The following is a 22,015-nucleotide window of genomic DNA, read 5'->3' as shown; positions in this document are numbered from 1 at the left end:
CTATCGTGCGAGCCCGGCGCGTGCGAACGCGGCCTGCAACTGGGCACCGTTCATATAGACGTCCTTGCGCGCGACCTCGCCCGCGCGATTGACCGTCACCACGTCGAGCATCTCGACGCGGGCGGTGAAGGGGGTGCCGCCGGGCTCGCCGAGCGCGAGCAGCATCGTCCATTCGAAGACCCAGTGGTCGGCGCCGAAGCGCCGGCGCCCCATTTCGAAGCCGAAGTCGAAACGCGCGAACAGCTCGGCGCAGTGCCGCTGCAGCGCGTCGCGCCCATGCACGGGCTCCGACCCGTCATGGACATGGAACACGCTGTCCTCCGCATGCAGCGACGCGATCAGCGCGGGGTCACGGGTCTCCCAGCCGACGTGATAGCGCGCGAAGAGATCGGGCAGCGACGGGACGGTGTTGTGTTCGACGGGCATGGCCACGGACATGCGGTTCTCCTCCTGCTCCGCGCCGAATTTAGCGCGGGCAGCGGGCGGTCTCGTTGAAGCAACGTGCGCTCGTCTGCGACGCTGCCCGCGCCCCTCCGCGTGGCCTTCGGCGGCGCCCTCGCGTGTCCGGGTGAAGTACGATGAGACCAGCAGGAGCTCGCATGTCGCTCGCCACCGATCCCGCTCATGTCGTCGCCGCCGAGCTCGCGTTCTCGCGGATCGAGGATGTCACCGTCGACGACGCGCGCCGCGGTCTGCTGCGCGCGCGCACCCTCGACCCCGCGACCCGCTTCGACCCGTCGCTGTACGATCGCCGCACCTGTCGCGTCTGCGACTGCTCCGCCGCCGGGCTGCAGCCCGAGCTGCGCGCGCACGGGTTCGCCCGCGTCGATCTCGCGGGCCGGGGCGCGCTGCAGGCCGCGCTCGCCCGCGTCCGCGCCGCCGGCCGGCTCGAGGCGAGCGACGCCGCCGCCATCCGTCGCGGCCTCCTCGGCCGCGCGCTCGCGCTGCCCGGCGGCGAGCGGCTGTGGCTGCTGCACCTGGCGCGAGAGGGGTTCTTCATGCGCCGCGCCGGCCCCAACGGGATGGCGCTGGACCGCGGCTCGACGCAGGGCATGAACGACCACGACGCCGCCGTGGCGGTGCACGCCGATCAGGACGTCGAGGGCACGCCGCTGCGCCAGATCCTCCGCGGCGCCGCGCCGCGGCTGTTCCGCCACGAGTCGCCCGATCGCCGCAATCACCGGTCGCGGCTGGTCCTCGTCAATGTGTGGATCCCGCTCGACCAGGTCACGCGGCCGCTGGCGTTGATGGACCGCGGCTCGCTCGATCGCCGCCGCCACCAGCTGCGCCACGGGCTCGTCACCGACGCGTTCCTGCGGCGCGGCGAGGACATGCGGGTCAACGACATCTGGACGTTCCTCCACGACGACGCGCAGCGCTGGTACTTCGCCTCGGACATGGAGGCGAGCGCGTGGGTGTTCGAGACCCTCGGCACCCCGCACGGCTCGTTCATCGTGCCGGGCGAGGAGCGAGCCGAGGCCCGTTACCGCCAGCTCGTCGCGGCCGTCGCGGCCGTCCGGCGCGGCGACGAGGACGCCGCGGCGCGCAGCCTCGCCGACGAGGCCGGCAGCGACTGGCGCGCGCCGGCGACGCCCGCGCTCGCGCGGGCGATCGCCGCGATGGAGGCGGTCCTCGCCGAGGGCCGCGCCGACGTCTCCGCCCTGTGCCGCGCCGCCGAGCGCTCCGACTGGTGCGCCCGCGCGAGCGCGGCCGCCGAGCGGGTGGTGCGAAAGTCGATCGAGATGCGGGCGGTGGCGCTGATCTTGCCGGCGGTCTGGCCGTTCAGGCGTTAGCCGGTCTGCGAACGTCGAATCATGAATCATAGGAGTCCGGGCCGCTCCTGGTGCCGGCTCGGTCCATTGGCCGGGGCTGCGCGGTTCCGTCGGCGCCGGCTCGTGACGTGAACATCGGCTCGCCGTCGCTGGAATTCGTGGGTCCGGCCGGCCGCTTGTGGCAACATCGTCCGTGGGCCCCGCGCCGCGTCCTCGCGCGAATCGACGGACTGCGTCGGCGGATTGGCCTGACATCGGGGAGCTGCCGGCGCCCGGCCGGCGGCTCCGCGCGGAGTGATGATCATGCGACGGCGGATGTTCTTGCGAGGCGCGGGCGGAGTCGCGGTCGCGTTGCCGTTCCTCGAGTCGCTGCGGCGGCGAGGGGCGGCGCGGGCGGCCGGGCCCGGAGGCGCGCGTCTGGTCGTCTTCTTCACCTGCAACGGCGTCAACGTGGAGAGCTTCTTTCCGGCGACGCCCGGGCCGTTGACCGAGGCTTCGCTGATGGAGTCGGCGCTGCAGCCGCTGACCGCGTATGCCGACAAGCTGCTGGTCCCCCGCGGCATGCACATGGTCCCGAAGGGCTGGGGCCACGACCCCGGCACCGCGGGCAACGACCACGCGATGGGCATGGGCCACAAGCTCACCGCGCAGGCGCTCGACCCCGACACCCTGTTCGCGCGCGGCGTGTCCGTCGATCAGTTCGCGGCCGCCCGGCTGAACGACGACGGGCGACCGTCGCTGACCCTGTCGGTCGGCTGGCGTCACACCAATTGGCTCGGGCACATCTCGTACGCCGGCCCCGGCATGCCGGTCACGCCCGAGGGCAACCCGTGGCTCACGTACCAGGACCTGATGGGCCTGGGCGGGCTCGACGAGCAGGCCAAGCAGCGGATCGCCGTGCGCCGCCAGAGCGTGCTCGACCTCGTGGAGGACGAGTTCAAGGCCCTCAAGGCCAAGAACCTCGGCCAGGCCGACCGCGTCAAGCTCGAGATGCACGCCGACTCGATCCGCGACCTCGAGCTCGACATGCTCGGCAACGGCCTCGTCGCCTGCGCCCTCGACCCGGCGCGCGCCGCCGAGATCGAGGCCGTCGACCCCGACTCGGTCCTGCTCGACGACCACTTCAAGGCGATCGGCCGCATGCAGCTCGACATCCTCGCCATGGCGATCGCCTGCGGCGCGACCCGGGTGGCGACCATTCAGTGGGGTTCGGGCTCGGGCGGGCCGATCTATCGCTGGGACGGGATGGACCACGAATACAACCACCACAAGCTGTCGCACGGCAACACCGAGGACGACGACAGCGGCGACGAGGTGCCCGGCCACCTCGACATGCTGACGCAGATCGATCGCTGGCACGCCGAGCAATTCAAGCACCTGCTCGACCGCCTGTCGGCCTACGAGGAGGGCGGCGGCACGGTGCTCGACCGCTCGGCGGTGGTGTGGATGAACGAGCTGTCCGACGGCAAGGTCCACTCGTACCTCGATCTGCCGCTCGTGATCGCCGGCGGGGCCGATGGTTACCTCAAGCAGGGCCATTACCTCGACCTCCTGGACGGGCGAGATCCGTGGGATCTGCCGTACCCGCACAACCGCCTGCTCATCACCCTGCTCAACGCCGTGGGCTGCACCGACGACGACGGCGGGCCGGTCACGAAGTTCGGCCGCTCGGGCCTCGAAGAGGGCGAATACGCCGAGCTGCGGGCGTGAGCGCGCGGCCGAAGAGCTCGCGCTGGCGCGCGCCCGACCGGCTGTGTTCGGGCGATCTCGCCCGGCGGGGAACGTCCTGCATGACGCGAGCCGGCGCATGAAACCACGCGGTGGCGCCCGCTTGGACTCGAAGTGATGCGCTCGCGGAGGCGTCGGCGAGCGACGCATCGATGCGGCGGAATGGCCCGGCCGATTCGCAGTTGATCGAGGCGACGCTGCCCTGTTGTCCGTCCGGGTCGTCGCGCCGCGCGAGCGTCCGCGGTCAGGCGACCGTTTTGATTGCGCATGGGAGTCACGAGATCATGAACAGCGAGGCCATTCATCATTCTCACGTCATTCGCCCGTGGATCGTGGCGTTCGCGCTGCTGGCACCGGGCTGCGACTCGGCGGTCGAGATCACCGTCAACGTCAACGTCCCCGCGACGGAGGAGGTCTGCGGCGACGGTCACCTCGGCGGCGCCGAGCAGTGCGACGACGACATCGACAACGGCCCGAATGCCCGTTGTCGCGCCAACTGTATGCTCAACGTGTGCGGCGACGGGGACGTCGGCCCCGACGACGAGTGCGACGACGGCGCCGACAACGGCGATGACGCCGCGTGCAAGAGCGACTGTACCTTCAACGTGTGCGGCGACGGCCTGGTCGGCCCGCTCGAGGGCTGCGACGATGGCAACGACGTCGACGACGACGCTTGCAACAACGAGTGCGTCCCGGCCAGCTGCGGCGACGGCGTGGTCCAGGCGCCCGAGGCGTGCGACGACGGCAACGCGCTCGAGACCGACGCGTGTACCACCCTGTGCACCGTCGCGGCCTGCGGCGACGGGTTCGTCCAGCCCGACAGCGGCGAGGGCTGCGACGACGGGCCCGACAACGACGACAGCGGCGACTGCACGTCGGCGTGCGCGCCCGCGACCTGCGGCGACGGCCTCCTGCACGACCAGGGCGGCGGCACCGAGGCCTGCGACGACGGCCCCGACAACGGCGCCGGCGGGGCCTGCCGCGGCGATTGCACGCTCAACGTGTGCGGCGACGGGTACCTCGGCGAGGGCGAGGTCTGCGACGACGGCAACCTGCTCGACGGCGACACCTGCGTCGATGGTTGCAGCGTCGAGCCGTGCGGCAACTCCGTCGTCGACCCCGGCGAGGCGTGCGACGACGGCAAGAACGGCGACTGGAACGACGGCTGCAACGACCTGTGCGAGGCCGGCTTCTGCGGCGACGGCTACTTGCAGCCGGGCGAGTCCTGCGAGACGATGCCCGGCGCCGTCGACATCGAGCACGGCGCGTGTCCAGACAATTGCCAGCCCGCCTACTGCGGCGACGGCTTCCTGTGGCTGCCGTATGAGCAGTGCGACGACGGCTGGGAGAACAACGGCCCCGGCCAGCCGTGCGAGAGCGACTGCACCCGCCCGTCGTGCGGCAACGGTGAGATCGACCCCGGCGAGGAGTGCGACGACGGCAACACCTACGCCCTGGACGGCTGTACCGACGGCTGCCGGCTGGCGGCCTGCGGCGACGGCCTGCCGACGGACGACGAGGAGTGCGACGGCGGGCCCGACAACATGTTGGAGTCCTGGGATTGTACGCCGGGCTGTCAGCTCGCCGCGTGCGGCGACGGCATGAAGCACTGGTCGGACGAGGCGTGCGACGACGGCAACAACCTCGACGGCGACGGGTGCAACGCCGACTGCACCCTGCCGGTGCGCGTGTTCGTCACCAGCGCGACGTACACCGGCGACCTCGGCGGCGTCGCCGGTGCCGCGGCGAAATGCCAGCAGCGCGCCGAAGCGGCCGGCCTCGGCGGCACGTGGGACGCGTGGATCAGCGTGCCGGCCGACGTCGCCGGCGGGCGCTTCCCGGGCAACGGCCACTACGCCCGCCTCGACGGCGTCGAGATCGCGCAGGGCTGGCTCGACCTCCGCGACGGCACGCTCGACGCGCCGATCAACGTCACCGAGTGGGGCGTGCCGCTCGGCCAGCTCGACGTCTGGACCGGCACCGCCATCGACGGCGCGGCGCTGGCCGACAACTGCAACGGCTGGACCGACGGCAGCGCGGCCATGATCGGGTTCGAGGGCCGAACCAGCGCGACCGACGACAATTGGACGAACTCCGGCGCGGCGCAGGCGTCGCCGTGCTCGACGAAGCAGCGGCTCTATTGTATCGAGATCGCGACCCCCTGAGTGATCGGCCGGCAACAGCGGGCCGGCGACGACGTCTCAGCCACCTGTCTCGAAGGACAGTGCAGCCGGAGCGCCTCGTCGGCTCGCGGCCTCGTCCGTGCTACGGAAAATTCGTCAGCGGCAGCACCGACAGCTCGAGCGGGGCGTGACCGCCGTAGCCGAGGCCGTGCTGGTTCCACACCACGTCCTCCGGTCGGGGCTGGGTCCGCCCCGCGTCGTCCGTCGCCCGGGTCATCAGGCGATAGCGGCCGGGCGCGGCGTTCTCCCACGCGACCTCGAAGCGCACCCACATCATCGGCTCGGGCTTGTGGAGCAGCGTGGCGGTCCGCCACGACGGGTCCCAGATCGGGAACCAGCGGCCCGGTGCGACCTCCTGCTCGATGCACACGTCGACGTGGTCGATCGCGCCTGCGCCCGACCAGGCCGGGTTCGAGCGTGAGATCCTCGTCGAGCTCGAGCGCGCTGCGCACCGGGGCGACGGTGCCGAGCATCGGCTCGGGGTGATCCGGCCCGTTCATCACCTGGTTGATCTGGAAGTGCGAGACGGGCAGGGGTTCGCCGGCGGCCTCGATGCTCCCGAGCCACTTGACGGCCGTGTTGCCGCCCCAGCCGGAGAACAGCACGCGCAGCGGATAGCCGTGATCGATCGGCAGCGGCTGGCCGTTCATCTCGTACACCAGCAGGGTGTCGTCGGCGATCGCCTTGGCCAGCGGGACGACCTGCGCGTACGGCAATTCGCCGATGTCGGTGGCGATGGCGTCGAGGCTGGTGAATCGCACGTCGACCGCTCGGAATGGAGGACCCGCGGTGGCGAACGATCGCACGAACGCGCGACGACCCGACAGCGTATCACCGGAGTGAATCGCAGCAATCGTCGTCGGGGCCGACAGGCGCTCGGGGTGACGGCGGTCGAATTCGACGGTCGATGGCGCTCGCCCGACGCGGCGCCCCGGACCGCTCGTGTTGCTCGGGGCGGCGAGGCGGCCGCAGCCCGGCTGCTCTCGCCCTCGGGGACCGGACGCCGGTGCACGGCTCGTGGACCCGGGAGCACCTTGCGAGGGCCGGGGCTAGCGGTCACCGGCGGCCGGCCGCGGCCGCGCGGACCGGCGGCAGGCGATCGGCGTCGAGCCAGCGACGGAGGTACTTCTCGAGCAGCGGCCGATCGATCGCCGGGAACTCGAGGTCGCTGCTCGACAGCGCCCACAGGGCGTTCGCCGTGTCGTAGGCGGGCGTGTCCTCGTGGAGCTCCCAGCGGGTGAGCTCGTCCTTGTACACGCGCTCGGACAGCATCGGCAGCAGCGGGTACAGCGGGTTGTCGCGCTCGCGGCAGTCCTGGCTGGTGCGCTCGAGCCATTGCCGGTAGGGCCAGCGCGACAGCCGGTAGCCGAAGCTGGCGATCAGCGCGAAGAAGTCGTTGAGGTCGATGGACAGCCGCGGCTCGGGCGGTACCAGGTGGTGGGCCCGATCCTGATGATCGGCCTGTCCGGCGATATGCAGGATCGCCCGGCTGACGTGGTCCACCGGCACGAACTCCATGCGCTGGCGCGGCAGGTCGGGGAATGCCCCGATCTGGATGGCGCCGCGCACCAGGCGGGCGATGAAGTCGTCGGAGTCGCCGGCCCCGGTCCGGCTGTCTCCGACGAGGAGCCCGGGGCGGTACACCGTCACCGGCAGCCCCGCGCGCGCGGCCTCCCACACCATCGATTCTGCGACCCACTTGCTCGCCGCGTGGCCGAGGTCGAAGCTCAGGTATTGCAGGTAGTCGGCGAGGTCGTCGTCCTCGTGGACCCGGCGCGCGCCGCCGAAGAACCCGCTCGGCCCGAACACCGCGATCGACGAGACGTGATGGACCGGCTTCGGCAGACCCGTGGCCGCCAGGCGCAGCACCTCGGCGGTGCCGCCGACGTTGGTCGCGCGATGGCTCAGGTACGGCTCGACGAAGTTGACGCGGTCGCCGGCGTGGAACAGGACGTCGACCGTGTAGGCGAGCCGCTCGAACGCCGCGGCGTCGAGCCCGAAGCGGGGCCGCCGGAGGTCGCCGGGGACGACGCGGATCCGCCGCGCGAACTCCTCCTGCCACAGGCCGTACTTGCGGAGCGCCTGCCGCAGCCGGAGCACGCCGACCTGATGATTGTCGGCTCGCACCAGACAATGGACGCACGCCGCGGTCGACGTGAGCAGGTCGCGCAGCATGAACGCGCCGAGGAAGCCGGTCGCCCCGGTGAGGAAGACCTCCCCCGAGCGCCACGCGCCGGCCGGCGCGCGCTCACGCGCCGCGGTGCCCTCGATCGTCGCGCGGATGTCCGCCGGCAGACGCGCGTCGGCCTGCCAGCGCTCGGGTCCCGTGCCGCTCAGCGCATCTTCACCGCCCTGCGCCCGGCGCACCACCGTCGCGCACGCGCGCAGCGTGCGAGCCTCGTAGAGCGCGTGGACGGGGAACTGGACGCGATAGACGTCGCCGATTCGCAGGGCCAGGCGCGCGGCTCGCGACGAGTCGCCGCCGAGGTCGAAGAAGTCGTCCTCCGGCAGCACCACCGCGACCTCGAGGACGTCGGCCCAGATCGCCGCCAGCTGGGCCGTGAGCGGGTCGTACGTCGCCGCGATCAGGGCCGCCGAGCTGAACACGCCCGACTGCGGCTGCGCCTCGACGAGGGCCTTGCGGTCGACCTCGCCGTCCCGATCGAGCGGCAGCTCGTCGACCAGGACGAAGCGCGAGGGGATCGGGTGGCCCGGCAGCGCGGCGTGCAGGTGCTCGAGCAGCGCGGCCGGGCGGAAGTCGGCGGGGGCGCAGGGCACGACGTGGGCGACGAGGATCCTGCCGCCCTGCGAGCCCTCGTGCACCGTCACGGCCGCGCCGACGAGCAGCCCGCTGGCGAGCAGCGCCACCTCGAGCTCCGCCACCGCGCCGCGCAGGTCGTCGACCTCGTCGCCGCCGGAGGGCGAACGCCAGACCGAATCGATGAAGGAACCGCTCGACCTCGTCATCCTGTCCTCCTTTTCTCAGCGGCGATCGCGGGCCCGGACGGCCGACGAATTGTTTGGCAGACGAGCACCCGGACGCCCCCAGCGGCGGTGGCTGCGCTCCTCGTTGTCTATGATTATACACAGCGGATCCAATAAAGGTAGAGACAATTTCCTTGCGGGCACAAAAAACAGCGACTGCCACCGCCGGCGCGGGTGTGGGTGCGCAGCCCGCGGATTGCGAATCCGGCGCCCCCCGGTAGAACAAACATAACGTCGTCAGTCTTCGACATTGGCCACACGTGCGCACCAATACTGTCACATCCATCGACCGAGCCCGCGTACGCGGGACGCGAGGCCCACGGACCCCATTCCGAGCCCAGCGGGGGCCCGGCGATCCACCAGCCGGCGAACCTCGGCGCCGGACCCGCTCTGTCACGATTTTGTCGTTGTGATGACCCGAGGGCCAGACGCCGATCGGTCGCCGCTCGCGCGTCCGCCGGCGCCGGTGCTCGCCATGTGCCCCGGTTCACACACTCCTACGATTCATCGGTCCATCCAACCGACGTTCCGTGACGTCTCGATCTGCATGCTCGCGGGTGGCGGCGTTCGCCCGGCGCCGGTCTCCTACGAGTCGGCCGGAGGCAGCATTTGCGCCCCGCATCTGCGACGTGACTCACAGTAGACTGCGCGTCGGCGGCGCCCCTGCAGCGCCGGCCCGTCGGGCGCGAGAGCGAGCGCCGCTCGCGGGTCCGCGGAGGCCGACAATTTTCGCGCCTCGGCGGTCGCCAAGAAAATCTGCGAGCCGTGTCGATCCCACGGGCCGCCGTTCGACGTGCTGGTGGAACCGGGCAAGGAGGAGAGACATGGTCCTGAAGCACATCTCGATCGCAGCCTGCTTGCTGCTCGCCGCGTGCGACGGCGGGCAGGGCGAGCCGACCGCGTACGAAGACATGAATTTCACGCAGCGCCACGCCTTCATGAGCGAGGTCGTCCTGCCGCAGATGAAGGAGCTGTTCGTCGAGTTCGACGCGACGTACGAGAACATGAGCTGCGCGACCTGCCACGGCGACGGCGCGAGCGACGGCTCGTTCGCGATGCCGAGCCCGCAGCTCCCCGTGATCCCCGCCAGCGAGGAGGCGTTCTTCGAGTACCTCGAGGACCCCGAGCACGCGCGGTGGGGCGTGTTCATGGGCGAGAAGGTCTGGCCCGAGATGGCCGACCTGCTCGGGGTGCCGGCCTACGACCCGAAGACCGCCCCCGACGGTTTCTCGTGCACCAACTGCCACATGGTCGAGGGCCAGCTGTGAGCTGCGTCGCTGGATTGCGAATCACAGGAGAACATCGAGGCGCAGCGACAGGATCGCGTCGCTGCGTCGAACTCAATAGGACGGCGTCGCCGCGCTGGCCCGGGCCATCGCCGTCTCCCAGGCGAGTGGCAGCTCCGCGCGCGTCACCTCCCACGAGGTGACCGTGCCGGTCGTGCTGAACTCCGTGGCGCGCGTCATGCCGGCCACGTGCTCGTCGGAGGCGACGAAGTCCATCATCGCCATCTGGTCGCGCCACACCGTCAGCGTCCGCGCCGTTCCGCACTTCGCCGAGGTGGCGGTGGAGAAGCCGACCAGGCCCTGGTTGGCCATCAGCACCGGGATCATCGGCTCCACCGTCGCGAGGAACTCCTGCGCCGTCTCGGGCCGCAGCACGAGGAAGGTCGTGCTCGCGACGTACTTGTCCTGCAGCGGCTCCTGCAGGCCGCCGTTGGCGGGGTCGTAGCCGGGCCCGGCGAAGGGCATCGGCATCAGGTCGTCCTCGACGCAGGCCGGCTCGCCGGTCCCGGTCGAATCGCCGGTCCCGGTCGGCTCGCCGGTCCCGGTCGAATCGAGCGTGTCTGCGGTGCTGGAGCCCACGCTGTCGGGCTCGCTGTCGGACCCCGGCTGGCCGGCGCACGCCGTGAACGCGAGGGGGAGGGTGAAGGTGACGGATCGGGCGTATGTGCAGATCGACATGGTGATGCTCCTGAGCTCAGCGGATGACCGCGAAGTGCAGCTCGGCGAATTCGCGTCCGAGCCGCGGTGAGTGAAAGTCGGTGCGCCGGGCCGTGCTGGTGAGCGCGACGTCGGCGCCCACGGGCGGCGCGGCGCCCATGACGACGGCCCAGCGCAGCTCGCCGTCGTCGCCGCGGACAGCCAGGTAGACGTAGGAGCCGGCGACCAGCCGCTCCTCGATGCGCCCGGCGAGCGCTTGCGGCTGCTTCGACGGCTGCGCGCCGGCGAACGGGTTCGCCGCGGCCGCGGGCGCCTGGTGCTGCGGGCTGGCATCGGCGACGCCGCAGCCGGCCATGTCGATCGCGAACGCGAGCGCGAGCGCGAGCACGAGGGAGTGACGCCCGGCGTGAGCGCGAGCGACGGCTGGATCGGTCGTGGGCATGCTGATACCGTAGCCAGCCGCGGGCCAGCCAGCGATGACCGACCGCGTCAAAGACTTGACCGAGTCCGACAAAGCCGCCGTCCTGTCGCGCCCGGCGCCCGAGTTCGAGGTGCCGCTCAACACGGCAGTGTGCCCGCCGCTGGTCGGCGCGGCCCTGGCCGGGGTCGACGTCGAGGCCCTGCTCGCCGACGTGGGCATCGATCGCCGCGCCGCCGACGACGCCGACCTCACCCTCGCGCCGGCGCTGCGGGCCGCGCTGTGGCGCGAATCGCTGCAGCGCAGCCGCGACCCCGCGCTGGCCCTCCACGCCGCCGAGGCCATCCCGTTCGGCCAATTCGACGTCGTCGACTACGTGGCCAGCGAGGCGCCGACCCTCGGCGAGGGCATCGCCGCGCTGGCTCGCTACTTTCGCATCGTCCGCGCCGACTTCCGCCTCCGCTTCGAGGAGGAGGACGACGAGGGCCGCCTCTGGCTCGAGCTGCCGCCGAGCTTCGGCCTGGTCGTGTCGTACGCCACCGAGTTCACGCTCGGCTGCATCCTCACCCGCTTCCGCTGGGTCGTCGGCGAGCACTTCGCGCCGACCGAGGCCAGCTTCTGTTATTCCGCGCCCGGCCACCTCGCCGAGTACGAGCGGGTGTTCGCGTGCCCGCTGCGCTTCGACGCCGACGAGACGATGGTCCGCTTCTCGCGCGCCGTGCTGGCGCTCCCGCAGCCGCGCGCCGACGCGCGCCTGCGCCTCGTGCTCGAGCGCGCCGCCGCGGCCGTGCTCGCCCGCCTGCCTCCCGCCAGCGAATTGACGCAGCAGCTGCGGCAGGCGCTGAGCGAGGAGCTCCGCGGCGGCGTCCCGACCTGCGAGCAGGTCGCCCGCCGCCTGGCGATCGGCGTGCGCACCCTGAACCGCCGCTTGCAGAGCGAGGGCACCAGCTTCCAGCAGCAGCTCGCCGAGCTGCGCTGCGAGCTCGCCCGCGGTTACCTCGCCGATCGTCGCTTGTCGATCTCCGAGGTCGCCTATCTGCTCGGGTTCTCCGAGCCGAGCGCGTTCCACCGCGCATTCAAGCGCTGGACCGGCCACTCGCCGCAGTCCTGGCGCACGCGCGCGGCGTGAGGACCTCGGCGGTCGGTTCGGTCGGCGGCGCACCGGCGCGCAACAATCGTGTCCCTCGCCGTAGGGTTCGACGCGCGCGCGGCACTGCAGCGAGCCATGCGACTGACGATCCGCGATCAGGGCGCGGCGAACACGTCGATGACCGCGTGGTCGGCGAGCGGCGCCTCGTACAGCACGTGATCGGCGCCGTCGACGACGATGCCGGTCGGCGCCGCGCCGGTGCCGAGCTCGAACGCGACGCCCGGAGTCAGCGTCGCGCCGGGGATCGAGATCTGGTCGATGCGGCCGGTACCGCTCAGGTGCGCGACGAACATGCGGGTGCCGTCGGGCGCGATCGCCAGGCCGTCGGGGGCGTCGACGCCGGTGTAGAACGGCGTGAAGACGCCCTCGGCGGTGACCGTGAGGATGCGATCGCTGCCCCAGTCGGCCACGTAGAGCGTGCCGTCGCCGCTGAACGTCGCCACGCTGAGCAGCGAGGCGGACTGCGCGAAGGGAGTGATCACGTGGTTGTCGACGTCGATCGCCAGCAGCCGCGAGGGCCCGTAGGCGACGGCGATGAGCTGGTCGCCGAATTCCCCGAAGCCCGGCGGCGCGACGGTCAAACTGAGGACGGGATCTTCCAGCGCCATGATCGATTCGACCTGATCCTGGGCATCGAGGGCGTAGAGATGATCGGGGATGCCGGCCGCGAAGTAGACGCGGTCGTCGCTCGCGCGGTGGGTGATGCCCGAGACCAGGGTGTGAGGCAGTCCCTGGACCACGAGCGAGACGGACCCACTGTCCTTGCTGACGCGGTAGATGTTCGCGGTCTCCTCGCCGCCACCGACGATGAGGTCGCAATCGCCGTCGAAGGCGATCTCGCCGAGCACGGCCTGGCCCGTCCACACGTCGATGGGGAATGTGCCGCGGGCCACATCCCAGGTGCAGCCCTCGGTCGTACACGTGTCGCTGCAACCGTCGTTGGCCCCGGCGTCGTCGCATTGCTCGACGCCGGCCTGGACGAGGCCGTCGCCGCAGGCCGCGAGCAGGCAGGCCGACGTGCAGGCGCCATCGTCGGTGTTGTCCGGGCCGAGGTCGCACTCCTCGGCCGGGTCGACCACGCCATCGCCGCATACGGCGGCGCCCGGGTCGTCGTCATCGTCATCGTCGTCGTCGTCGTCGTCATCGTCGTCGTCGTCGTTGTCCCGGTTATCGTGGTCACGCGAGAATTCTGGCCCGGACCATGGGCAGGCTGGAGAGAAGGAGAGGAGACTTCCAATCAGAATGGTGAGACGTGGCATGGTAACCGGCACCCAGGCTGATGGCGGTCGCACGTCGTGCCATCCGTGCATCGGATGACAACTGTATTCGGGCGAATGGAAGTACCCGGGTTCGCGCCCGGCCGGCCAGCGCAGCGGGCGCCGTGCTCCCGGCTTGATGCGGAGGTCACATGATTGCCTGGACCGCGTGGGCGGCGAACAGGGCGGTCATCTCTTTCACGATTTCTCCGACTGCGACTGCGATTCCGCCGCGACGGCTCGCGTCTCAGGCCGCGACGAGCTGGCGGCGCAGGCGGGGGCGCGCGCGGGACAGCCGGACCGACACGTTGCGCTCGGTGATCCCCAGGGTCTCGGCGATCTGCGCGTACGAGTGCCCGGTGAGGTGCAGCGTCAGCACCGACTCGAGGTTGTCGGGCAGCTCGGTCAGCGCTTGCTCGATCTGCGCCCGCTGTTCGGCGTGGAGGATCGCCGATTCGATGCACGTCGACGGGTCGGCGAGGCCGGCCGGGTCGAGCGTCGCGTCCGCCTCCTTGCGCCGGCGGACGTGACGGAAGCAACAGTAGCGGGCGACCCGGTAGGCGAAGGTCTTCAGCGACGACTCGCCGCGGAACAGCGGCAGCGCGCGCCACAGCGCGAGCGCGATGTCCTGCTCGAGGTCCTCGCGCTCGGCGCCGCGGGTGTAGCTGGCCGCCATGCGCGACAGCCCGGCGCCGTGCTCCGCGACCGTCCCGGCCCAGCGCCCGCGGCGGGTCTGCTCCTCGTCTTCGCCGGCGCTCGCGTCCCCGTTCGTCCACGGCCCCGCGCTCACGCCGGTGCCCGCGGCCCGCTCGACCCCGCTGGCCCGGTACCCGAACCCGCCCGCGGCGGAGAGCCGCTCGTCGATGCTCCACAGCAGCCCTGCGAGCGCGCGCACCACCTCGGCGGGCGCACACTCTCCGGTCAACGCGTGGCGCACCGCCTCGACGTCGACGCCGAGCCCGGCCAGCACCTCGCGGTCGGCGGGCGGCAGCGCCTCGACCAGGCCGATCCACGCGAACACGTCGCTGCGGATCGCCGTCAGCGGCGCGTCCGCGCCGGTCCCCAGCAGCGATTCGCGCCAGCCGCCGGGCGACGGCTCCGGGGCCGACTCGGCCGGCCAGTCGGCTGTCTCGGCGCTCGCGCGGCGGAGCTCGAGCGCGAGCGTGCGGGTCTGCTGGATCATCCGCGACAGCGGCGTGGACAGCCCGCGGATGCTGAGCGGGCGCCAGGTCTCGCCGTCGATCGCGTGGCGGTGCAGCTGCCCCGGCGCGGTGCGCGCGAGCCATCGTGCCGCGGCGACGAGCTGGGCCGCCAGGCGCATCGGCAGCACCAGCAGGGTGAGCAACGCCGTCGTGAAGACCACGACGGCGGAGGTGCCGCCGAGGAGGAAGAAGATGTCGATGGTCAGCAGCTCGGTCATCGCGGACGGCTCGAGTGTCGCCAGCCAGGAGAACCCTACACGAGGGCGACAGGTTTTTTCGGCGAGCCCGGGGCGGCCTGTGGGGGCCTTCGGGACGAGGGCTGCCCCGCGGGTGAGCGCGTGCGCCTCGAGGGGAGGGGGCCGAGTTCGTTCAGGTCCCGCGGGCCCGCGGGCGGCGTAGAATGGGCCGGTGGTCGTGGCGCTCGCAGGCCTGCTCGTCGTGTTCGCCTCGCCCCCGGCCGTGCCGCGGGTCGAGCTGACCTGGCAGGCGCCGGCCGCCTGCCCCGACGCCGGCGCCGTCCATGAGCGCCTGCGCGCCCTCGCGCCCGAACCGCCGGCCGGCCCGGTGGTGCGCGCCGAGGCGGACGTGGCGAGGCGGGGCGCCGGGGCGGGCTGGCGCTTGCGGCTGGCGTTGCGCGGGCCCGGGCTCGACGACCGGCGCGTGATCGAGGCCCGCGACTGCCGCGTCCTGGCGGACGTCACGGCCCTGCTGATCGCCCTCGCCATCGCGCCGGAGGAGGTGGCCGGGCGGGCGGTCCCCGCCGCGTCCGGACCCGGAGCGCCGGACGCCTCCGTGCGCGCCGGCGCGCCTCCCCCGGGCGTGCCGGCGCCGCCGGCGACGGCGACGGACGCCTCCGTGCGCGAGAGCGAGCCGCCCGGGGTCGTGCCCGAGCCGTCTCTGGACGCGACCACGCGCGCGAACGCGCCGAACCCCGGCGTGCCGCCGGTGCCGGAGGGCCGCGCCTCGCCGCCGACCGGCCTCGTGGTCGTCCCGCCCGTCGACGACGCCGCGCTCGACCCGTCGGAGCCGCGCGAATCCGAGCTCGCGCCCGATCCGGCCGCCCCGCCGCGCGCGAGGGCGCCCGTGCGCGCGGCGGTGCGGCTCGGCGCCGGCGGCGAGGTCGGCGCGATCCCGGCGTGGAGCCCGGCCGGCGGGCTCGCCGTCGCCGTGTTCCGCGGGGCGTGGCGGGTCGAGCTCGCGGGCACCTACGCCGCGCGCGCCCTGACGTACCCCGAGCCGGCGGCGGTCGGCGGGCGGATGCTCGTCGCGGCCGGGGCGCTGCGCGGCTGCGGCGTCCCGCGCTGGCGCCGGCTGGAGTTCCCGATCTGCGCCGGGGTCGAGCTCGGGTACGTGCGCGCCGTCGCGCGCGGCGTGACCGATCCGCAGCCCGCCAGCGACCTGTGGATCGCCGCCCAGCTGAGCCCCGGCCTCGCCTGGGTGCCCCGGCGCTTCCTCGCCGTGACCCTCGGCGTCGACGTCCTGGTGGGGCTGCGGCGTCCCGGCTTCCACGTCACCTCCCTGGGCGAACTCGCGCGCGGCGAGCGGGTCGGGTTGCGGCCGATGGCCGGGCTCGAGCTCCGTTTCCCGTGATGGATGGTCCGGCATGCGGGCACCCAGGGACACCGTGAGCGGCCCGACCTCGCCCTCGTTCCCCGACCTCTATCAGGACCACTTCGAGTACGCGTGGGCCTGCCTGCGCCGCCTCGGGGTCCCCCCGGAGGCCCAGGAGGACGCGCTCCAGGACCTGTTCCTGGTCATCCATCGCCGCCTGCCCGAGTTCGCCGGCCGCTCGAGCCTCAAGACGTGGATCTTCGGGGTCGCCCGCCGCGTCGCGGCTCGCCACCGCCGCACCGAGGCGCGGCGCCAGCGACGGCACGCGCGGCTGGCCGCGGTCACCGCCGCCGAGCCGCTCGCCGTCGACGAGGACGAGGTGGTGCGCCGCGAGGCTCGCCGCCGCCTCGCGGAGTTCCTCGACGGCCTCGACGACGACCGGCGCGCGGTGTTCGTGCTGCACTTGTATGAAGAGATGTCGGCGCCGGAGATTGCGCAGACCCTCGGCGTGAATGTCAACACCGTGTATTCGCGGATCCGCCTGGTCCGCGAGCAGTTCGATCGCACCTTTGCGAGCGCCGCTCCGGCGGCCCTGCGCGTCGCCAGGACCCCGGAGGCCGCGCCTCACGGGGCGCAGGCCCGCGTCTGGGCCGCGCTGCTCCTCGTCGTCGGCAGCGGCGCGACGGCGGCGGCCCCGGGCGCCGCGCTCGCGCACGGGGCCGCCGCGGCCGGTCACCAGGCCCTCGCGTGGTCGCTCGGCCTGGTGGCAGCCGCGGGGATCGTGGTCGTCGCCGCCGCGCCGCCAGCACCCGAGCCGCTCTCGCCGCCCCGGGCTGCGCCGATCTCCGCACCGATCCCCGAGGCCGCGTCGATCGCGACGCCCGAGGCGACCGACGAGCCCGTCGCTGCCGCCACGCCGCCCGCCGTCACCGTCGAACCCCCGGCGCGGCGTCGCGGCGGAGCGAGCGGCGCCGCGGGCGATCGACTCGCGGCCGAGGCCGAGCTCATCGCCGAGGTGCGGGCGGCGATCGACGCCGGCCGCATCGACGACGCGCTCGCCGGGTCGCGCCGGCACCAGCGCGAGTTCCCCGACGGCGTGTTGCAGCGCGAGCGCCTCGGCCTGCGTGCGATCGCCCTGTGCCGGGCCGATCGCGCGGGCGAGGGCGAGCGCGAGGCCGAGGCGTTTCTGCGCGACCACCCGGACAGCGCGCTCGCGGCCCGCGTGCGGCAGAGCTGCGACCTCGCGGCGGAGGTCGACCCGCCCGCCGAAAAAAAATCACCGGCGCCGTGATGGCGCCCCGAGCACCCGGGCACTCAGGAGCAGAAGAGAGTTCACCATGCACTTCCGACGCTTGCTCCTTCCTTGCATCTTCACGTTCACTCTCATGCCGGGCTGCACGCCCTTCTCGAAGAACATCGGCGACACCCTCGATTCGGGCGACGAATCGAGCGCCTCCGCCGGCGACGAGACCGACGGGCACTCGAGCCAGAGCGGTGATGATCCGTCCACCGGCGACGAGGGGACGACCGGCACCACGACCACCAGCGACGACTCCGTCGGCTTCACGACCGCCGACACGACGAGCGCCAGCGGGGACACGGAGGGCACCGGCGACACCACGGACGGCAACGGCGGGTTCGGCTTCTTCGTGCTGCGGACGTGGGCGGGGCCGTGCCCGCCCGAGTCGGACTGCGACGGCGAGATCAGGCTGAGTCAGTCACGGAGCTTGCAGGTCGAGGAGTTCGGCGCGGTCGGCGACCCGGTGGTCGAGGCCGAGGTCAGCGAGGAGGATTACCTCGCGGCGGTGGCAGTGTTCACCGATCCCGAGCTCGTGGAGATCATCCAGGGCCCGCCGCCGATGTGCAACCCGCCGGCCGACATCTACGAGTCCATGGATGTCGCCATCGACGGGCAAGTGTTCAACAAGAACACGACGGGCTGCAGCCTGCCGCCGGTGGACGCGGCGCGCGAGATGGCCCAATCGCTGCGCGACAAGTACCTGCCGTGAAGGCGGGTGCCTGTTCGCCGCCGCCGAGGCGTGGCGGCGAACACAAGCCGGCTGGCTGCGTCGGCCCGAGAGGCCCTTTAGGGCTTCGAATCGTCGCAGCACTCGTCGACGACCTGGCACGTGCATTCGCAGCCGAGCGAGCCCGTGTCGTCGCCGGTGCTGGTGCTCTCGCGCGGGTCGTCCGCGGTGGTGCCGGCGTCGGTGGTGGTCTGCTCCTCGTCGGCGTAATTCTCGCAGAGCCACTCCACCCATTCGACGGCGCCGCTCTCCTGCTTGTCGCAGGCCTCGTTGAAGGGGATCCACGGGCCCAGGACGGTCGTGCACTGGCAGGTCCACACGTGGCCGGCCTCGAGCCCGCCACATTCGCCCGACGCCGTGGTGGCGTGGGTGGTGGATACCGTGTCGGGGCCGGTGGTGAGGGGGCCGCTGGTGGCGGTGCCGGAGCCCGTGGTCGTGGTGCTGCTCGAGTCGGTGTCCGTGGTCGTGGTCGTGGTGGTGATGGTGCCGTCCGACTCGCTGCCCCCGCTGTCCTGCTCGGGCAGCTTGGGACCGCAGTGGACGAGGACGGGGAGGGCGACGAGGAGGCCGAGCGCGCGCATGAGGGGATTGCTGCAAGGCACGCGCCACGTCGCGGCGGTCCAAAAACGGCGAAATCCGCCGAGAGCGCGGTCGACCTCGAAGGCTCACGACATCGGCGACGCTGCGACCGGACGGCGGCGTCGCGGCTGGCGCCATTCGCGAGCCCGCGAGCTCCAGGGGCTCGCGGGCTCCGTTCACGGGTCGCAATTGCGCGATACGTCGCGCCCGACGCCGCGGCGCCGGAGCCGATCACTGCGGCTCGATGCCGCAGCTCATGACCTCGCTGGGGATGCAACCCTCGCAGTCCCAGCGGAACTTGTCGATGAGGCCGGTGGTGTCCCACACCGTGTCGCTCATGTCGAAGATCGAGATGGCGATGGTGAACTTCTCGCCGGGGGCGGCGGAGCCCTTGGCGGTGAACCAACCGGTGCCGGCGCCCTCGCCGTCGCCGGGGAAGCCGGTGCCGGCGAGCAGCGGATCGCCGGGCAGGTGCATCATGTACGGGTCGAGGGCGGTGACGGTCAGCGGCTGGTCGTTGATGAAGGTGACGTTGCCGGTGAAGGTCTCGCTGGTCGACCAGACCACGAGCATGTCGTTGAACGAGTCGCCGACGTAATTCGGCCACTCCTCGGAGAAGTAGGCGAAGTCGAACAGGTAGCCGTGGGTGCCGAGCGGGGTCTCGAGGTCGAACGACATGTAGAACACGTCGTTGGCGACGTTGAAGGGGGCGATGTTCCACTGCGGATCGAGCGAGTCGGAGCAGTCGTTGACGCCGTCGCAGTTCATGAACGGCGTGCCGCCCTGGCCGTTGTTGCTGCCCTTCTCCCAGTGCATCACGCCGGGCAGGTTCGGCAGGTTGTCGGGGTTGTTGTTGCCCTCGGAGTCGCTGTTGTTCGGCTCGACGAGGCCGCCGTCGGGCTGCAGGGCGGGGAACCGACCGGTGGTGATCGCCAGCATGCGCGAGCCCTCGTGGGGCCGCCAGGCGAACTGCGCCGGGTCCATCGGATCCATGGCGCTGCCGAAGTGCGAGACGATGCGGTAGCTGGCCGGATCGGGGGCGGTGATCACCGGGTTGGTGATCGGGATCGCCATCGACTTGTCGTCGGAACAGTTGAGGCCGATGGCCTTGAAGATGTCGTCCGCGGCCTCGTCGCACGGCGGCTGGGTCGCCGGCGCCTGACAGTTCGGGTCGACGTCGCCGGTCGTGCCATTGGTCGTGGTGGTGTCGTCGCCGGTGGTGCCCGTCGTCGTGTCGTCACCCGTCGTGGTGGTGTCGCTGCCGGTGGTGTCGTCGCCCGTCGTGCTGGTCACCGGGGTATCGGTGGTGTCGCTGCTCGTGGTGTCCGGCACGCCGGTGGTACCCGTCGTCTCGCCGGCCGACATGGTGCCGTCGTCGGTGAGATTCGTGTCGCCGGTGGGCTGGGCCTGGGTGGTCGGGCTGTCTTCCCCGGTGGTGAGGGAGGTCTGACCCGAGTCGGAGTCGGTGGCCGACACCCCCCCGGTAAGACCGGTGTCGGCGGTGCTACAGGCGAGGCCGGAGACAGAGGCGAGGCAGAGGAGGCGAAGTGAAAGGGACTGTGTCATCGTCGGAACATACCGGTCGACGTGCTCGCGCGCCTCGGACCATTGGGGTATGAGAGGGAGCGACGGGGACGCGTGGGGAGAGATGTGCGATCTCGCGTGGCCTCCCCGGCGCCCCAAAGCCGCCGGGCCCCCCGGCCGTCACGCTCGAGGAGGGCGCGGTTCCGAGCGCGATGCCTCGCCGGCGGGCCCTCCTGCATCCTTTGCGCGGCGGCGTTCGACGCTCGCGGCGCGATCGTCACGTCGTGGTCACCGGCGCCGCCAGCCGGGTCGAGACGTCTTCGCCGCGCGGTGAGGCAGGAGCGGAGCGCGACCAGCGGCGGGGGACCACGACGGTGAAGGTGGTGCCCTCGCCGATGGCGCTGTCGACCGCGATGGTGCCGCCGAGCAGCACCACGATCTCGCGGGTGAGGGTGAGACCGAGGCCCGTGCCGCCCTGACGACGCGTCGGTGAGTCGTCGACCTGCACGAAGGGCAGGAAGATCCGGTCGAGGTCATCCGCCGAGATCCCGATGCCGGTGTCGGCGATCTGGAATTCGAGCACGACCTCGCCGCCGACGACGCGCTCGCCCACCGTCAAGCTCATCGAGCCGCGCTCGGTGAATTTGCAGGCATTGCCGAGCAGGTTGAGCAGGGCCTGGCGCAGCCGGACCTCGTCGGTGAAGGCCGCGCCGTCGACCCTGCTGTCGAGCACGAAGGTGTTGTGATTCCCGGCGGCGAGCGGGGTGACGAGCCCGCGCAGGCGGGCGAAGAATTCCGCGAGGTCGAACCACTCCGCGCGCACCTCGAACTTGCCGACCTCGACCTTCGACAGGTCGAGGATATCGCTGATGATCGCGAGCAAGTGATGGCCGGCGCCGTGGATCCTGGCGAGGTCCGCGCGCACGCCCGGGTCGTCGGCGTCCTCCTGCAGCATCTCGGAGAAGCCGATGATGGCGTTGAGCGGGGTCCGCAGCTCGTGCGACATGTTGGCGAGGAACACGCTCTTGGCGTTGTTGGCCAGCTCGGCGCGGGTGCGGGCGACCTTCAGCTCCTCGACCACGCGGCCCTGGCGGCGAAACAGGTCCCGGCTGCGCGTGGCGTCGATGAACGCCGCGATCGCCACGGTCACGAGCAAGGCGTCGAGGATCATGATCTTGCCGAAGTTGTGATACGCACCCTGCGCATTCGCCGGGACGAACGCGAGCATCAGGCTGGTGAGGCCCAGGTTGAGCGCGAGCATCCCCCAGATCCACCGCGGCCGCAGCGCGAGCCCGGAGATGATCACGCCCAGCGCCATGAACCAAATGCCGTCGTTGAGTTCGCGGAAGCGGAATAGGATGGCGCAGGCGACGCTCAGGCTGAGGTTCGCGCCGACGAGGACGCCGGCCAGATCGACCCATCCGCGCCGCGCGAGGAACGCCCCCAACGTGTAATTGCCGATCGCCGCGGTGAGCACGACGAGGCTCATCGCCAGGTCGCCGGCAGGGTCCGCGAGCGCGATCGGGATCGCCAACAGTGCGGTGATTGCTGCGAACGTGATGCACAGCGCGATGAAGGAGCGCGCGCGACGCACGACGTCGTCGTCCAGGCTCCGCACGGCCAGAAGCCTCCGCAGCAGCGGTGAGGAGCCGGAGGAGGGAGGATCGGGCATCTCCGGAGGAGAGAGTGCCACGATA

Annotated in this window: 18 protein-coding genes and 1 pseudogene; 8 read left to right on the top strand and 11 right to left on the bottom strand. The window is 71.9% G+C overall.

What is annotated here, in order from left to right; genetic code table 11:
* A complete protein-coding gene (locus K7C98_RS21935) occupies positions 1-438 on the bottom strand; it encodes a nuclear transport factor 2 family protein (RefSeq protein ID WP_224193675.1) in 438 nt (145 codons plus the stop codon).
* A 161-nt stretch (positions 439-599) separates the two neighbouring features.
* On the opposite strand from K7C98_RS21935, the gene K7C98_RS21930 reads away from it, so the two are divergent.
* The 3 genes from K7C98_RS21930 (at position 600) to K7C98_RS21920 (ending at position 5,665) form a co-directional block, all read left to right on the top strand.
* Positions 600-1,793 carry a hypothetical protein gene (locus K7C98_RS21930; RefSeq protein ID WP_224193674.1) on the top strand — a complete coding sequence of 398 codons (1,194 nt, stop codon included), beginning with the start codon at positions 600-602 and terminating at the stop codon, positions 1,791-1,793.
* Between the two features lie 294 nt (positions 1,794-2,087).
* Complete coding sequence (locus tag K7C98_RS21925) at positions 2,088-3,482, top strand: DUF1552 domain-containing protein (RefSeq protein WP_224193673.1); 1,395 nt, start codon at positions 2,088-2,090, stop codon at positions 3,480-3,482.
* Between the two features lie 302 nt (positions 3,483-3,784).
* On the top strand, positions 3,785-5,665 hold the full coding sequence (locus K7C98_RS21920; RefSeq protein WP_224193672.1) for a DUF4215 domain-containing protein: 1,881 nt from the start codon (positions 3,785-3,787) through the stop codon (positions 5,663-5,665).
* Between the two features lie 100 nt (positions 5,666-5,765).
* On the opposite strand, the gene K7C98_RS21915 is transcribed toward K7C98_RS21920, so the two are convergent.
* From K7C98_RS21915 to K7C98_RS21905, 3 genes and pseudogenes are all read right to left on the bottom strand, one after another.
* Positions 5,766-6,053, bottom strand: a complete 288-nt coding sequence (locus K7C98_RS21915; RefSeq protein WP_224193995.1) for a hypothetical protein — start codon at positions 6,051-6,053, stop codon at positions 5,766-5,768.
* 178 nt (positions 6,054-6,231) lie between these two features.
* A pseudogene (locus tag K7C98_RS44945) lies at positions 6,232-6,489 on the bottom strand (molybdopterin-dependent oxidoreductase); the annotation flags it as partial.
* A 250-nt stretch (positions 6,490-6,739) separates the two neighbouring features.
* On the bottom strand, positions 6,740-8,650 hold the full coding sequence (locus tag K7C98_RS21905) for a thioester reductase domain-containing protein (RefSeq protein WP_224193671.1): 1,911 nt from the start codon (positions 8,648-8,650) through the stop codon (positions 6,740-6,742).
* An 842-nt stretch (positions 8,651-9,492) separates the two neighbouring features.
* Between K7C98_RS21905 and K7C98_RS21900 the strand changes: the two genes are divergently transcribed.
* A complete protein-coding gene (locus tag K7C98_RS21900) occupies positions 9,493-9,936 on the top strand; it encodes a hypothetical protein (RefSeq protein ID WP_224193670.1) in 444 nt (147 codons plus the stop codon).
* Positions 9,937-10,008: 72 nt separating this feature from the next.
* Here K7C98_RS21900 and K7C98_RS21895 read toward each other — a convergent pair whose 3' ends face one another.
* Together K7C98_RS21895 and K7C98_RS21890 are read right to left on the bottom strand one after the other, a co-directional pair.
* Complete coding sequence (locus K7C98_RS21895) at positions 10,009-10,632, bottom strand: antibiotic biosynthesis monooxygenase family protein (RefSeq protein WP_224193669.1); 624 nt, start codon at positions 10,630-10,632, stop codon at positions 10,009-10,011.
* 16 nt (positions 10,633-10,648) lie between these two features.
* On the bottom strand, positions 10,649-11,053 hold the full coding sequence (locus K7C98_RS21890) for a hypothetical protein (protein WP_224193668.1): 405 nt from the start codon (positions 11,051-11,053) through the stop codon (positions 10,649-10,651).
* Between the two features lie 55 nt (positions 11,054-11,108).
* Between K7C98_RS21890 and K7C98_RS21885 the strand changes: the two genes are divergently transcribed.
* On the top strand, positions 11,109-12,158 hold the full coding sequence (locus K7C98_RS21885; RefSeq protein WP_224193667.1) for an AraC family transcriptional regulator: 1,050 nt from the start codon (positions 11,109-11,111) through the stop codon (positions 12,156-12,158).
* Between the two features lie 116 nt (positions 12,159-12,274).
* On the opposite strand, the gene K7C98_RS21880 is transcribed toward K7C98_RS21885, so the two are convergent.
* Positions 12,275-13,258 (bottom strand): hypothetical protein, encoded by a 984-nt coding sequence (locus K7C98_RS21880; RefSeq protein ID WP_224193666.1) that lies wholly within the window; start codon positions 13,256-13,258, stop codon positions 12,275-12,277.
* A 424-nt stretch (positions 13,259-13,682) separates the two neighbouring features.
* Positions 13,683-14,855, bottom strand: coding sequence for a sigma-70 family RNA polymerase sigma factor (locus K7C98_RS21875; RefSeq protein WP_224193665.1), 1,173 nt, complete (start codon positions 14,853-14,855; stop codon positions 13,683-13,685).
* A 196-nt stretch (positions 14,856-15,051) separates the two neighbouring features.
* Between K7C98_RS21875 and K7C98_RS21870 the strand changes: the two genes are divergently transcribed.
* The 3 genes from K7C98_RS21870 to K7C98_RS21860 are packed head-to-tail and all read left to right on the top strand — an operon-like array spanning position 15,052 to position 18,197.
* Positions 15,052-16,227, top strand: a complete 1,176-nt coding sequence (locus tag K7C98_RS21870) for a hypothetical protein (RefSeq protein ID WP_224193664.1) — start codon at positions 15,052-15,054, stop codon at positions 16,225-16,227.
* A 13-nt stretch (positions 16,228-16,240) separates the two neighbouring features.
* Complete coding sequence (locus K7C98_RS21865) at positions 16,241-17,479, top strand: RNA polymerase sigma factor (RefSeq protein WP_224193663.1); 1,239 nt, start codon at positions 16,241-16,243, stop codon at positions 17,477-17,479.
* Between the two features lie 46 nt (positions 17,480-17,525).
* Positions 17,526-18,197 carry a hypothetical protein gene (locus K7C98_RS21860; protein WP_224193662.1) on the top strand — a complete coding sequence of 224 codons (672 nt, stop codon included), beginning with the start codon at positions 17,526-17,528 and terminating at the stop codon, positions 18,195-18,197.
* 77 nt (positions 18,198-18,274) lie between these two features.
* Here the strand turns inward: K7C98_RS21860 and K7C98_RS21855 are convergent, their stop codons facing one another.
* The 3 genes from K7C98_RS21855 to K7C98_RS21845 all read right to left on the bottom strand — a co-directional run bounded on the left by K7C98_RS21855 (position 18,275) and on the right by K7C98_RS21845 (position 21,936).
* Positions 18,275-18,796 carry a hypothetical protein gene (locus K7C98_RS21855; RefSeq protein ID WP_224193661.1) on the bottom strand — a complete coding sequence of 174 codons (522 nt, stop codon included), beginning with the start codon at positions 18,794-18,796 and terminating at the stop codon, positions 18,275-18,277.
* A 229-nt stretch (positions 18,797-19,025) separates the two neighbouring features.
* Positions 19,026-20,360, bottom strand: coding sequence for a choice-of-anchor L domain-containing protein (locus K7C98_RS21850; RefSeq protein ID WP_224193660.1), 1,335 nt, complete (start codon positions 20,358-20,360; stop codon positions 19,026-19,028).
* 235 nt (positions 20,361-20,595) lie between these two features.
* The gene (locus K7C98_RS21845) at positions 20,596-21,936 is read right to left on the bottom strand and encodes a sensor histidine kinase (RefSeq protein ID WP_224193659.1); all 1,341 of its coding nucleotides are present in this window, start codon (positions 21,934-21,936) and stop codon (positions 20,596-20,598) included.
* Between the last annotated feature and the right edge of the window lie 79 nt (positions 21,937-22,015).

This window comes from Nannocystis pusilla, assembly GCF_020073745.1.
Taxonomy (GTDB): domain Bacteria; phylum Myxococcota_A; class Polyangia; order Nannocystales; family Nannocystaceae; genus Nannocystis; species Nannocystis radixulma.
Note: the sequence above shows the minus strand (reverse complement) of the source record. Positions and strands in the feature narration are given on the sequence as shown.

Excerpts from the sequence above, each read along its gene's own strand:
- K7C98_RS21935 (WP_224193675.1), bottom strand. The coding sequence starts at position 438 with ATGTCCGTGGCCATGCCCGTCGAACACAACACCGTCCCGTCGCTGCCC.
- K7C98_RS21930 (WP_224193674.1), top strand. The coding sequence starts at position 600 with ATGTCGCTCGCCACCGATCCCGCTCATGTCGTCGCCGCCGAGCTCGCG.
- K7C98_RS21925 (WP_224193673.1), top strand. The coding sequence starts at position 2,088 with ATGTTCTTGCGAGGCGCGGGCGGAGTCGCGGTCGCGTTGCCGTTCCTC.
- K7C98_RS21920 (WP_224193672.1), top strand. The coding sequence starts at position 3,785 with ATGAACAGCGAGGCCATTCATCATTCTCACGTCATTCGCCCGTGGATC.
- K7C98_RS21905 (WP_224193671.1), bottom strand. The coding sequence starts at position 8,650 with ATGACGAGGTCGAGCGGTTCCTTCATCGATTCGGTCTGGCGTTCGCCC.
- K7C98_RS21900 (WP_224193670.1), top strand. The coding sequence starts at position 9,493 with ATGGTCCTGAAGCACATCTCGATCGCAGCCTGCTTGCTGCTCGCCGCG.
- K7C98_RS21895 (WP_224193669.1), bottom strand. The coding sequence starts at position 10,632 with ATGTCGATCTGCACATACGCCCGATCCGTCACCTTCACCCTCCCCCTC.
- K7C98_RS21890 (WP_224193668.1), bottom strand. The coding sequence starts at position 11,053 with ATGCCCACGACCGATCCAGCCGTCGCTCGCGCTCACGCCGGGCGTCAC.
- K7C98_RS21875 (WP_224193665.1), bottom strand. The coding sequence starts at position 14,855 with ATGACCGAGCTGCTGACCATCGACATCTTCTTCCTCCTCGGCGGCACC.
- K7C98_RS21865 (WP_224193663.1), top strand. The coding sequence starts at position 16,241 with ATGCGGGCACCCAGGGACACCGTGAGCGGCCCGACCTCGCCCTCGTTC.
- K7C98_RS21860 (WP_224193662.1), top strand. The coding sequence starts at position 17,526 with ATGCACTTCCGACGCTTGCTCCTTCCTTGCATCTTCACGTTCACTCTC.
- K7C98_RS21855 (WP_224193661.1), bottom strand. The coding sequence starts at position 18,796 with ATGCGCGCGCTCGGCCTCCTCGTCGCCCTCCCCGTCCTCGTCCACTGC.
- K7C98_RS21850 (WP_224193660.1), bottom strand. The coding sequence starts at position 20,360 with ATGACACAGTCCCTTTCACTTCGCCTCCTCTGCCTCGCCTCTGTCTCC.